Annotated in this window: 14 protein-coding genes; 4 read left to right on the top strand and 10 right to left on the bottom strand. The window is 61.8% G+C overall.

The window, feature by feature from the left end; all coding sequences use genetic code 11:
• From R6U20_RS06145 to cruF, 10 genes are all read right to left on the bottom strand, one after another.
• Window positions 1–476, bottom strand: a 476-nt coding sequence (locus R6U20_RS06145; RefSeq protein WP_410336986.1) for a rod shape-determining protein, incomplete at its 3' end; no start/stop codon positions are given.
• A 219-nt stretch (window positions 477–695) separates the two neighbouring features.
• Window positions 696–2,303 (bottom strand): bifunctional phosphoribosylaminoimidazolecarboxamide formyltransferase/IMP cyclohydrolase, encoded by a 1,608-nt coding sequence (purH, locus tag R6U20_RS06140; protein WP_410336985.1) that lies wholly within the window; start codon window positions 2,301–2,303, stop codon window positions 696–698.
• A complete protein-coding gene (purN, locus tag R6U20_RS06135) occupies window positions 2,284–2,958 on the bottom strand; it encodes a phosphoribosylglycinamide formyltransferase (protein ID WP_410336984.1) in 675 nt (224 codons plus the stop codon). Before purN ends, purH begins: the two co-directional genes overlap by 20 nt.
• A gap of 147 nt (window positions 2,959–3,105) precedes the next feature.
• Entirely contained in the window at window positions 3,106–4,038 is a 933-nt protein-coding gene (locus R6U20_RS06130; protein WP_410336983.1) for an LD-carboxypeptidase, read from the bottom strand.
• Between the two features lie 26 nt (window positions 4,039–4,064).
• A complete protein-coding gene (locus R6U20_RS06125) occupies window positions 4,065–4,391 on the bottom strand; it encodes a lipopolysaccharide assembly LapA domain-containing protein (protein ID WP_410336982.1) in 327 nt (108 codons plus the stop codon).
• A gap of 107 nt (window positions 4,392–4,498) precedes the next feature.
• Window positions 4,499–5,629 carry a glycosyltransferase family 2 protein gene (locus tag R6U20_RS06120; RefSeq protein WP_410336981.1) on the bottom strand — a complete coding sequence of 377 codons (1,131 nt, stop codon included), beginning with the start codon at window positions 5,627–5,629 and terminating at the stop codon, window positions 4,499–4,501.
• A 63-nt stretch (window positions 5,630–5,692) separates the two neighbouring features.
• On the bottom strand, window positions 5,693–6,397 hold the full coding sequence (locus R6U20_RS06115) for a hypothetical protein (protein WP_410336980.1): 705 nt from the start codon (window positions 6,395–6,397) through the stop codon (window positions 5,693–5,695).
• Complete coding sequence (locus R6U20_RS06110; RefSeq protein ID WP_410336979.1) at window positions 6,394–7,095, bottom strand: 1-acyl-sn-glycerol-3-phosphate acyltransferase; 702 nt, start codon at window positions 7,093–7,095, stop codon at window positions 6,394–6,396. The genes R6U20_RS06115 and R6U20_RS06110 overlap by 4 nt, the downstream gene beginning before the upstream one ends.
• Window positions 7,092–8,057, bottom strand: coding sequence for a phytoene/squalene synthase family protein (locus R6U20_RS06105; protein WP_410336978.1), 966 nt, complete (start codon window positions 8,055–8,057; stop codon window positions 7,092–7,094). The genes R6U20_RS06110 and R6U20_RS06105 overlap by 4 nt, the downstream gene beginning before the upstream one ends.
• A 4-nt stretch (window positions 8,058–8,061) precedes the next feature.
• On the bottom strand, window positions 8,062–9,012 hold the full coding sequence (cruF, locus tag R6U20_RS06100; protein WP_410336977.1) for a bisanhydrobacterioruberin hydratase CruF: 951 nt from the start codon (window positions 9,010–9,012) through the stop codon (window positions 8,062–8,064).
• Between the two features lie 410 nt (window positions 9,013–9,422).
• Here cruF and R6U20_RS06095 point away from each other — a divergent pair, with 410 nt between their 5' ends.
• The 4 genes from R6U20_RS06095 to R6U20_RS06080 form a co-directional block, all read left to right on the top strand.
• Entirely contained in the window at window positions 9,423–10,100 is a 678-nt protein-coding gene (locus R6U20_RS06095; RefSeq protein WP_410336976.1) for a WbqC family protein, read from the top strand.
• Between the two features lie 239 nt (window positions 10,101–10,339).
• Window positions 10,340–10,816: a transcription elongation factor GreA gene (gene greA, locus R6U20_RS06090; protein WP_410336975.1), complete on the top strand. Its 477-nt coding sequence runs from the start codon at window positions 10,340–10,342 to the stop codon at window positions 10,814–10,816.
• A gap of 24 nt (window positions 10,817–10,840) precedes the next feature.
• Window positions 10,841–11,518 (top strand): monofunctional biosynthetic peptidoglycan transglycosylase, encoded by a 678-nt coding sequence (mtgA, locus tag R6U20_RS06085; RefSeq protein ID WP_410336974.1) that lies wholly within the window; start codon window positions 10,841–10,843, stop codon window positions 11,516–11,518.
• 70 nt (window positions 11,519–11,588) lie between these two features.
• A partial coding sequence (locus R6U20_RS06080; RefSeq protein ID WP_410336973.1) for a threonine aldolase family protein occupies window positions 11,589–12,377 on the top strand: 789 nt, incomplete at its 3' end.

The following is a 12,377-nucleotide window of genomic DNA, read 5'->3' as shown; positions in this document are numbered from 1 at the left end:
CCGCCAATGTCAACAACCATGTTGCCCACAGCTTCGCTGACGTCGAGCCCAATGCCAATCGCTGCGGCCATCGGCTCGGAGATGAGATGTACCCGTTTCGCGCCAGCGTGCTCGGCAGAGTCGCGCACGGCTCGCTTTTCGACTTCGGTAATGCCACTGGGCACGCACACCACCATCGACCGGATGGAGGTGAACCAGTTGCGGCGCACTTTCTGCATGAGGCCACGAATCATCTGCTCGGCCACCTTGAAGTCGGCAATCACGCCGTCTTTAAGCGGCCAGATCGTTTCGATGTCTTTGTGCGTACGCTCATGCATCTGAAGCGCCTCGTGACCAATTTCACGCACCTCGCGCGTGCTGTGATCTACCGCGACGATGCTGGGCTCATTGAGTACAATGTCCTCGCCACGGATGTAGATCAGCGTGTTGGCTGTGCCCAGGTCAATGGCCACATCTTGCGTGAAGTTGAAAAACATAAAGAAGAAAAGCCGTCAGTGTGTTGGAAAAAACCGGGTGGGGAGGCGGAGACCGGTAGCATGCCGCGGCTGCGTTGCCAAGAGCACCCGTTGCATCCGCCTTTCCCATGCATTGCCCCGAGAAAAGATTCACAGACGAGCCGCGTCTCCTCTGTTCACGGGGTAGATTATCGGGGAAGGCACAAACCCGGCGGTTCCGCCCTGGTCGACCCGCCGCAATTAGTGGCAGAAGTGCCGCGTGCCGGTACATACCATGGCAATGTCGTGCGCATTCGCAGCAGCAATAACTTCATCGTCGCGGATGGATCCGCCCGGCTGAATGGCTCCGGTGATGCCGTGCTCGGCAGCAGCTTCAAGGCCGTCGGCAAACGGAAAGAACGCGTCGGAGGCCACAACCGCGCCGTCGAGCGACAGGTCTTCCTCGGCGGCTTTGCGCACGGCCAGCTCCGAGGCATCGACGCGGCTCATCTGTCCAGCCCCAATGCCCAGCGTACGTCCGTCGCGGACGTACACAATCGCGTTGCTCTTCACGTGCTTTACCACGCGCCATGCAAAGTGCAGGTCGCCCCACATGGCGGCCGTGGGGGGGGCATCGGTGACGACCGACCAGGCATCGCGGCTTTCGTTGAGCGGAGCCGACACCGGGTTGCGATCTTGCACGAGTAGCCCGCCCGCCACGGAGCGCACCTGATGGCGCGGGTCCTTGCGCAGCGATCCGGTCTGGCGGAGCAGGCGGCGCTTTTTCTTCGCTGTCAGCAGATCGAGTACCCCCTCTTCGTACTCGGGTGCAATGATGACTTCGGTGTAAATGGAGTTGATGGCCTCGGCGGTGGCGCGGTCGAGGGGTTCGTTCACGACCACGATGCCGCCAAAGGGCGACTTGGTGTCGGTGGCGAAGGCGCGCTCGTAGGCGTGCAGCAGCGTGTCGGCGGTGGCTACGCCGGTGGGATTCGTATGCTTGAGGATCGCACAGGTGGGCCCGTCATCGCGAAACTCGTCGATGAGAGCGAGCGCGGCGTGCACGTCGATCATGTTGTTGTACGACAGCGCTTTGCCGTGCAACGGCTTCACGAACGAGAACGGCGTGCCATAGAGCGCGGCGCGCTGGTGCGGATTTTCGCCGTAGCGCAGGTCTTGTGACTTCCCTTCGACCGCGATATAAGGGGAAGGCAACGCGTTGTCATCGGCATCGCTGTCTATGCTGCCCAGGTAGTTGGCAATGGCTGTGTCGTAGGAGGCTGTGGCGGCGAAAGCGCGTCCAGCGAGCGTGCGGCGTAGCGACAGCGGGAGCGCGCCGTCATGGTCGTTCAAGGTCTGCACCACCTCGTCGTACTGGTCGGTGTTCGACACCACGCCCACGTGGTGGTAGTTCTTCGCCGCCGCGCGCAGCATGGTGGGGCCGCCAATGTCGACGTACTCCAGCAATTCTTCGGGCGCCAGGTTGCTCCGGTGGCGGGCTTGCTGAAACGGATAGAGCGAACCGACAACCAGATCAATCGGGGCAATGCCCTGCGCCTCCAGTTCGGCCTGGTCGCTCTCTTGGTCGCGACGCGCCAACAATCCCGCATGAATGGCTGGATGCAGGGTCTTTACGCGTCCGTCGAGCATCTCCGGGGCACCGGTTACGTCGGTCACGTCGGTCACGGGCAGGTCGGCATCGCGAAGGGCCTGCGCCGTGCCGCCGGTCGATACCAGTTCGGCGCCGTGCGCATGCAGCGCTTCGGCCAGCGGCACCAGGCCGTCTTTATCGTACACCGAAAGCAGGGCTCGCCGAATGCGAACGGGCGACTCGGGAACGTTGGGCGCGTCAGTTGTGGGGCTGGGCATGAGGGGGTGGTTCTGGATGAGAAAGCGAGTCGTTGGTAACGGTTACGGTGCGGCCCTGCACCTGAATCTGCCCGCGTGCAAACTGCCGCAGCACCGCCGGGTACAGCCGGTGCTCCACCGCCAGTACGCGCTGCTGCAACGTATCGACGGTATCCTCGGGAAGCACAGGCACCGGCTGCTGCGCGACAATCGGCCCATCGTCGTAGGCATCGTTCACCAGGTGCACGGTTACACCCGTCCAGTGGACACCGGCGTCAAGCACCGCCCGATGCACGCGTGTGCCATACATGCCGGGTCCGCCAAACGCGGGCAGCAGCGACGGGTGGATGTTGGTAATGCGATTGGAATAGGCGTGCAGTACCGGAGATGGAATCTTCTTCAGGTAGCCCGCCAGCGCAATGAACGAGGCGTTCCAATCGTCCAGGACGCGACACAGCGCATCGCCAAACGCGGACGGCGTGTCGTAATCGGCGGGCGCATGCACTGCCGTGGGGATGTCGTGGGTGCGGGCCCGGTTGAGGGCACCGGCAGTGGAGCGATCGCTCACGCATCCCACCACGGTAGCTGGGAGCAGACCTTCATCAATGGCGTCGAGGAGCGCCTGCATATTGGTGCCGCCCCCCGAGGCAAAGACGACGAGACGAAGATTGGGCATGGGTATCGGTGCGGCATGGGCACGAGCAACACGTATAAGATGCGATACCCCACCGCACAAGTGCCAACCGCTGGCGTCAATTTGTCTAATTTTGGGATTTAGCTTTTGGGATTCGGCAGGTAGCTCCGTATCCCCCATAGCTTCGGGTCACCAGTCGTCTGGATAGCACACAACCGGGGCGGCGGGGGGGCTGGTGTCGAGGTGTACCGGCATGCCCATCGGCCAGATGCAACGCGGCATGAGGTGCCCATACGGCACCTCCGCAAGGACGGGGTACGGACGATCGGCAAAGTAGTCGCGCAGCACGGTGTCCATCGACAACGTGGGCTGTCTCACATCGTCGGGTACCGAGAACTGGCCGAGAAGCACCCCGGCAAGATCATCGAGCACTCCGGCAAGCTCCAGATGCATGAGCATCCGGTCGATGGCGTAGGGCGGTTCCTGTACATCTTCAAGTAGCAAGATAGCGCCGGTCAGGTCGGGCATGTGCGGCGTGCCCAGCAGGCGCGTGAGCACCGAAAGCGTGCCACCCAGAAGTGGACCGCGCGCCGTGCCGGTCGTCCACGGCGTGGGTGGCGGATGGCTGTGCCAGGCGGGCGTGTACGGGGCCGGGTCGGTGGCCCGAAACACCTCGGCGCGCATGGCCGCGGGCAGCTGGGCCCACTCGGTGACGACCGGCCCCGACAGACTGGGCCAGCGCAGATGCGTCCAGCATGCCCATTGCAGTGCGGTAATGTCGCTGTAGCCTATGATCCAGCGCGGTGTGGCACGGGCTATGGCATCCCAGTCGAGACGTGAGAGCAGGCGCATGGTGCCGTACCCGCCACGTGCGCACAGCACGGCCTCGACATCGGGGGCGGTGAGGGCACGCTGCAGTTGGGCCACGCGCTCGGCATCGGGCATCGACAGATAGCCGTATGGGGGCGTGGGGGCATAGGCTTCGGCGAGGACCCATTCGCGCTGAAGCGCCTGCACGCCTGCGGTGTAGCGCTCGGCCTCGCGAGGCGCACTGGCGGGAGCTACGATATGAGCGCGGGCCCCAGGATGTAAGACGGGCATCGCGGCGGTGGTTCGATCCATAAAATTCGATCCATAAAAAGAGGCCCCTATTGCGTATCAGCATCCGAACGCCCGGGCGCGGATGGGCCCGACGCCTCCCCCTGACCGGGACCCTGGCTGCGTTGCTCCTTCTCCAACTGCTTGATGCGCCGCCGATCGCGCAGGCGGGCCGGGGCCAGCGCCAGCACGCCCACCAGCACGCCGATGGTAAATGCACATACCAGCACGAGAGCGGCGGAGCCTTCGGTGCTGGCAAAGAGCAGGTTCACGCGGATGGGTTGCGTGTTCTGGAGTGCAAAGAGAATGGCCACGAAGAGCAGAACGAGCGCGCCCACCATGGCCAGGCGCGTGCGAATGGTTGCGAAGTCGGGCATAGACAGGCGGGGTAGGCGACAGAGAGCAGGCGCAAGAAAGATAGGACGGATACAGCGCGGATGCAACATCGGGCGGATGTTGAGGCCGGGCCCCATCAGCCAACCATTCAGCCAGATTCGGATTGCGATGCCGGCTCTTCGGCAGTGGAGCGCGCGGCTACCGAGCGGCCCTTCCACGACACGTTGTACGTCCAGTGGTGCCAGGCCGAATCCATCTGCAACACCGCTCCGGCGGCATACGAAAGCGGCGCCAGTAGCGAGATGGGCCACGCAATGCCGTTCCAGCGATCGGTGGCCAGTTTGAAGCCAAACACGCTGATCCACAGCCACGGCACGACCCACGGGGCGATCACGAATGTGCTGGTGTAAAAGGCGCAGAGCGGCACAAACGCCAGTGGATGTCCGCCCATGAGCAGGTACGCGTTCTTGCGAAAGCCGCGCCAGGCTGCGTGCGTGTCGGGATACATGTAGACGGTAAGCTCGTCGCGCACGTCCCACAGGTACGGCACCACACCGTTGGACTTCAGGTAGCGGCCAATCTCTACATCTTCGAGGACCTTGCCGCGCACGTGCCGGTGCGGCTCGTGGGTGTGGTAGGTGGCGGCGTCGAGCATCCAGAACTGGCCGTTGAGTGCACCCAGCGATGGGGCATCGATCCACTTTACGAGCGGCCAGGGCAGTCCAGTAAGCATGGCGTTGGGCACCAGGCTCACGAGCCACGCCGCCCCGCCCCGCAGCCGAGGCAAACCAGTGGCTACCGAGGGCTCGGGGCGTGCAGCAAACTGCCGGGCCCAGCGGGCTATGGCGTTGGGATGATGCAGTTCGGTGTCGGCATCCAGAAAGATATACCAGTCGCCGGTGGCGCGCTGGGCCAGCTGGTAGAGCGCATGCGGCTTGCCGAGCCAGCCCGTGGGCAGCGGCGTGCCGGATACCAGATGCAGGCGGTCGTCGTTGAATGAGGCGACGACCTCGGCGGTGGCGTCGGTGGAGCGGTCATCGTACACCCAGATTTCCAGCGGGGCATGCGTCTGCGCCAAGAGCGATGGCAGCAGCCGTTGCAGGTTTTCGGCTTCGTTGCGCGCCGGAATGAGCACCGAAATGGATGCAGCAGTGTCGGGAGATGCATCTGAATGGAGCCCGCGCGAGGGCCGGTGCATCCGCAAGTATACAAAATTGGCTGCAAGCACCCCGGCTACGCAGACGTGAATGCCAATCAGAAAGGCAGCGATGGACGACATGCACGAAGAAACATTCAGGGCAGGGGGATGCGAAAGCGATACGCCGCACGAAGCCTTGCGCTGTTACACGCGTGGCGGGGATTCGAGGAACTGCTGGTAGAGCGGCGGCAGATCGGAGTCGGCGAGCTTGTCGTAGAGCGAGGCGGCCTCATCCTCCTGACCGGCCTCTTGCAGAGCAATCCAGTGCCAGATCATGGCCTCTTCCTCGTCGATAGACGCCGCAGACTGCGACGCCAGCACGGTGCGCAGCCGCTCGAAGCATGTGGAGGCGGCATCGGGATCGCGCCCGGCAATGGAGGGCCGGTAGAGCAGCGACTGGCCCTCGACCAGCAGCACGAACGGGTCGAAGCGGTCGCGCTCTTTGGCGGCTCGGAGCACGTTCATAGATCGCCGTCCGTAGCGGAGGGCTCCCATCATCGACGCCTCGCCCGCGCGGTAGGCCCAGAGTCCCGAGAGCAGAGCCAGTTCCTGCGCCGACCCATCGTCGAGCGTCGTAGGCAGATCGTTGAGCAAGTCGGCTTCTTCGGTCAGCGGATAGAGGCGATAGCGGTAGAGCAGGTCCTCGAACCGGCTCTCAGCGTTCTCCAGTCCGGCCCTCAGGCGCTCAACATTTTGTTCGGCGTAGTAGATGTGCGAGGAATCGGGCATGGTGGGCGAGTAGGCCGTAGTGGGTACAGAAAGAAGCACACTTGCCGCACACGCCAGCACAAGTCCGAGACTGCCCTGCATCCAAAAGCGAGCTGACGAGACAAGCGAAAACAGAGTCATGACGGCAGTAAGCGTTTAAAAAGAGGCAGCGTCCAGGCAAAGCTCCAACGATCGGCGGGCGAGGAGCGCCCGTCCATCAGCAGATGGGTGGGGGGCGTGGTTGTTTCGCGGAGTGCGTGCCACTGGCGGCGCAGGTGCGTCTCGACAGATCCGGGAGCGTGGTGGGCCAGGTCGAGGCGCGGGCCGCCCCGCAACTGGGCTACCGGGTACGGCGCGCCATCCCACGTAATGTGCAGCGCCACGGGCCAGAACACGGCCTGTGGATACAGCCGATGGATGCGTGCGAACCGCTCTACCGGGTAGGGCCCAATCCCTGTGTTGGGAGACTGCAATGCCCCACTCGGAAAGTAGAGGAGCGCAGCCTGTGAGGTAGCACGAAACCGGCGGGCTGTGCGGCGCACTGTGGCGGCCCGAGCACGCGGATCATCGGACGGAAACGGCATGGCTCCGACTGGTGCGAAAAACGGGAAGCGGTGCCATTCTTGCATCCACACCATGCTCGGGCGTCCCAGTGTGTCGGTAAGCAGGTGCCACAACAAGTGCCCGTCGTAAAAGTGGTGGTGATTTGCGCACACAATGAGCGGTTGGTCGGAAGGCAGCGCCGGGGGCCAGGAGCCGTGCCACTCAATCCGCTGAAACGAGCGGTTCAGGTCCCATCGCATCCAGGCCTCTACAATGCGAGCGGCAGGTGCATTCATGCGACCTCGGCGGGTTGCAAGCGGGCCTTGCGACGGGAGTACGTGTCGGCGCACACGCACCACAGCTTACGCGGGGTAGACACATAGGCGCGGTGGCGGATGTTATCGTAGTCGAGCGCACGCACCTCGTTCATGATCTCGCGGTACATGCGCGCAGCAGCCCGAATGCCGGTGCGTACGCTCCAGGGCAACGCGCCAATAGCTGTCATGCTGGATACGTAGCGCGCCTCGGCAGCTGCCATCGCATCCTCTAACAACTGGGGGTACGCTTCGGGCAACGTGTCGCGCTCGGTGAGGGTATTGGGGGCAATGCCGTAGGCCTCGAACCATTCCATAGGCAGATACACCCGATTGAGATGATGCAGATCTTCGCCCACATCGCGCAGAATGTTCGTGATCTGCATGGCAATGCCCATCTGCCGGGCTGCTCCTTCAAGCTGTGGGTGCGCCTCCGCATCCGCCAAAAACGGGAGCATCATGGCCCCCACGCTACCGCCTACAAGATTTGAGTAATCGACCAGGTCGTCGAGTGTGCGGATGGGACGGTCCTCCAGGTCCCAGATTGCGCCTTCGAGCAGTTCATAGAGCGGGGTCCGATGCAGCCCGAAGCGGTCGTGCACCTCGTGCAGGCGGCGCCAGAGCAGCGTATCGGGCGGCTGACCCGCGAGCGTAGCATCGAGGGCTTCCCAGGTGGCATGCACCTCGTCGAGCGCCGCCTTGGGCCCTACCTCAAGGACGCGGTGATCGGCAATAGAGTCAACGTGGCGGCAGAACAGGTAGAGCGCAGCTACGGGCAGCTGTACGCGCGACGGCAGCAGGCGCGCCGCCATCGAGAAAGTGCGCGAGTGATACCGAAACGAGGCCCAGAGCCATTCATCCTCATCGGCGCGGCTCTCCAACTCCGGAGCCACCACGTCGGGCTCTTGCATCATGTACGCATCGTTGGGAGCAGAGGTAAACATGGCGTCATGCATTCGCAGGTAGAAAGCGAAGGGAGGCGCCGGGCGTTCGCCAGATCACCAGAAACGGAATGGCTGTAGCCACGCCCCCAATGAACACGGCAATGCTCATGCCTTGCATCGCCAGAATGAGGAGTGGGAAGAGGCAGTTCAGCAGGTATACCGCAGGGGCCCACGCATGATACCTATGGAGCCCGCCGCCCAGGTACTCGTAGCCCAGCATGATAATGGCACTCACGCCAAACCATCCAATCCAGTTCGAAATAGGCATGCCGTAGTAGAACCCGCCCTGCGGGTATGACCAGAACATGGCGCTTCCCACAGCATTGTCCACGCCCGCGCCATTCATGGCCGGATCGAGCGACACGTCCCATAGTGTCATAAATAGTGCAGCCACCACTATATAGACCCAGCGCCTATCGCTGATGCGTCGCGCCAGGTCGAACGATACGATCGACATGGCAAACCATGAGGCAGGAATAAAGTAGGGCACGTGGTCGGCAAATTTCGGGCCCAGCCAGGCGGTGTATTCGTACTCACCAAATGGCAGCACAAGATCGCCAATGGCAAGCAGCTTTGTGGTTCCAATTAGCTCGCTGGCTCCGCCCACGAAACACCCCCAGAACGCAAAGAAGGCCACGCGTTTCCATCCCAGGCTTGGGCCATACATCAGCAGCGCAAGGACAGGCAGCAGCGACATGTACGTCCAGGTAGGCGCACTGATGAGCGTTCCCAGGTACGGGCCAAAGTACGAGAGGGCATCGGGCACGACTTGCAACAGCAGCATGCCGAGCACGCTAAAGGCAATGGAGCCCGCAAAAAGGGTTAACGCGCCCAAAAAGAGCGGACTTGCAGCCGCCTCGGTGAGAGGAGCAGAGGAGGTAGTGGATCGGGCTTCATCCCCCATCAAGTCGCCACGATTGGGGTCAGCGTGTTCTGTACGTGGTGAGGAAGGCATACAGCGAAAAGAAATCAACAAAGAGGGAGACAGAGCGGGACCTCCGCGCCGCCGGTGCATTACCCAAAACTATAGGGCGGAACCTATCAGGATAGGGCTACAAGGATACACCGATCCATGTAAGAAGTCGGACCCGGCTTTGATTCGCCACGTATCGACATTCTGTCATCTGCAAAGGGTGGGCCCAGACGCTAAGGTACCTGCAATACACTTTTTGTAGTATACCGATAGAGGCTCCAAAGCGAAACACCCACGCGCGAGTTTATGCCGCTGCGTTGTAACAACCCGGCAATCGTTCCGTAGCACGGGGCTACGCGCGGTATGGCAGTCGCATGCCACCGGTTGCATGGATACACCATATTCATTTTTCACGCTGTGCTTCGTATTTATCCTCGACATATCTGCTGCGTATGACTGTTGCTGTTTTGCCGCTTGAGTACTTTCCGCCCCTGCACAGCGTAGCACTCATGGCCGCTGCCGATCGGGTGCTTTGGGCTGACACCTGGCCCTACCGGCGCCAAACCCGCCAAAGCCGAAGCAAACTGCGCAATCCCAACGGCTGGCAGTGGATTACCCTGCCGATGTGGTCGCACCAACATGGGCGTCCGGCCCACAAGGTCAAGATCGACGGCAACGTGCCTTGGCACGAGCGGCAGTGGCGCGCCTTCATGTACAACTACCGCTCCACGATGTACTTCGAGTACTTCGAGGACGACTTTGCGCCGCTCTTTGACACCGCCCCCGAGTTGCTACAAACCGCAAACGAGATCTCCACGCGGTGTACCTGTGCCTTTGCCCAGATCGAAACGCCGTTTGAGCACGCCTCCGAGCATGGTATCAGCCAGCTTGCGGATGTTGGTACGGCGCTTCAGGCGGATGCGGTGTGGGTGGCGCACGAGCATCAGGATGAGCTCGACGCTTCCCCTACGACCGAGGCATACACCGTGCTTCCGCCATACGAGCATCCTACATACCGCCAGAACTTCGATGGCTTTGAGCCAGGCATGGCCGCTATCGACTGCATTTTCAACTACGGGCCCGAGGCCACACGCATTATAGCAGAAGGGCTTGCCCTCCCTGCATCATAACACTGTTCATAACGCCCTGTCTTTGCTGTATCTTGACGGGCGATATCGTAGAACGCCGTTCATGCGTCTGCCGTGTGAGGAGAAACCCCGCCGTCCGCTATGTTAAGGAACTTTGCGTGCGCCTTTCCGAATAAAGCTCCGACACATGCAACATGCTACAGACCGCCGCTTCCGTGGCCGCACGGGTGTGGCGGTCTGTCTTTGTAGATGTACTCTTCCATGATGTTACTGCTTTATTTATGAGCAAAAAGACTGTATACCTTACCGAAGAAGGATTTCAGGAGCTCAAAGACGAACTGCACTTCCTGAAAACAAAAGAACGTGCGCGCATTGCGGATGCCATTGCCGAAGCGCGGGCCAAAGGGGATCTCTCGGAAAACGCGGAGTACGATGCCGCGAAAGAAGAGCAAGGCAAACTGGAGGCGCGCATCTCGAAACTAGAAGATACGATCTCGCGCGCCCGCGTCGTAGACGAAAGTGAGGTCGACGACAGCAAAGCGTATATCCTCTCAAAGGTCACTGTAGAAAACCTGAGCACCGGGGCCGAGCAGGTCTACACACTCGTAAATGAGCAGGAAGCCGACGTATCCGAAGGTAAAATTTCGGTTGAAAGCCCCGTTGGCAAAGGCTTACTGGGCCAGGAAGAGGGCGACGAGGTCGATATCAAGGTTCCCGCCGGTACGATAACGCTCAGAATCACCGACATTACCCGCTAAACGGGCCGGGCCCGTGGTTTCGTTATGCGCTATCTGTGGCCGTTGATCAAACGCATTGCATGGGGGGGATTCCTGCTGCTGAGCGCGTATCTCATGCTGTGTACCGTGGCGCTGCTGGCTTACACCGTCGTGTGGCCTCCTATCACGGGCGTACAACTACAGCGGGCCATAGAGGCCCAGCTCAGTGGTGCCGACTATACACGCCACTACGAACCCGTTGCAGCCTCTGCCATCAGCGCGCACCTGCCGCGGGCTATTGTGGCGGCTGAAGACGGGCGCTTCTACGAGCATTACGGCATTGACTGGGAGGCGCTGAGTGATATCCGATCGGAATACGAGCAAGGCGGACGGCTGCGCGGTGCGTCCACTGTTACGCAGCAACTCGTTAAGAACCTGTTTCTTACCACCCACCGGTCGTACGTGCGCAAGGCCATGGAAGTCCCGCTTACGTACCTGGCTGAACTCATCCTCTCGAAAGAACGCATCCTGCATCTGTATGCGAATGTCGTAGAGTGGGACAACGGCGTGTATGGGGCCGAAGTCGCCACGCATCATTATTTTGGACACGCGGCCGCCCAGCTCACGCGAAGACAGGCAGCGGGCTTGGCGGCCTGCTTGCCCGACCCGCGCAACCGCGCACCGCAATACATGGAGCGCTACACGGGCATCATTGAGCGCCGCATGGCACAGCACGGCTGGTAAGCCCTCAGCGCCGGTCATAGTGAGCAGAGTCCCGACTCCTGTCGGCCCCTCCCTTAACCCAAGCAATGCCATGATTGATCTTCGCAGCGATACCGTTACACGCCCTTCCCCCGCCATGCGTCAGGCTATGGCCACTGCCGACGTGGGCGACGATGTGTATGGCGAGGATCCTACGGTGAATGAGTTGCAACGCGAGGTGGCAACCTTGCTCGGCAAGGAGGATGCGCTGTTCGTTCCCTCGGGCACCATGGCCAATCAGATTGCGCTACATGTGCTCACCGACCCGGGCGACGAGGTCATTCTGGATGCAAGCAGTCACATCTACAACTACGAAACGGGCGCGGCAGGCGCGGTCTCGGGCATTCAACTGCACCCGGTGCACAGCGCAAACGGCCTGCTAACGCCTCAACCCGTAGCCGCCGCCATTCGTCCCGAGGGCGCGGTCTTTGCCCGTTCGCGCGTGGTTGCAATCGAAAACACCGCCAACAAAGCCGGCGGACGCGTCTATCCAATTGAGCGTGTACAGGCTATTGCCGAGGTTGCACATTCGCACGGGCTGCGCCTGCTTCTCGATGGGGCTCGCCTTTGGAACGCAGCAGCGGCGTCGGGCACATCCGTTGCTACCTATGCCGCTCCGTTCGATCTGGTGTGGGTGGCGCTGTCGAAAGGACTCGGCGCTCCCGTTGGGTCGGTACTGGCAGGTGCATCAGGTTGCATCGATGCAGCGCGGCGTGTGCGTAAACGCCTGGGCGGGGGCATGCGCCAAGCGGGCATCTTGGCCGCCGCTGGGCGCTACGCACTGGCGCATCACCGCGACCAACTGACGACCGACCATGCCCACGCTCGCCGCCTGGCTCAG

Origin of the sequence: Longimonas sp. (assembly GCF_046498435.1) — a bacterium.
In the GTDB taxonomy this organism is placed as follows: domain Bacteria; phylum Bacteroidota; class Rhodothermia; order Rhodothermales; family Salinibacteraceae; genus Longimonas.
This window is presented reverse-complemented; position numbering and strand designations above follow the sequence as displayed.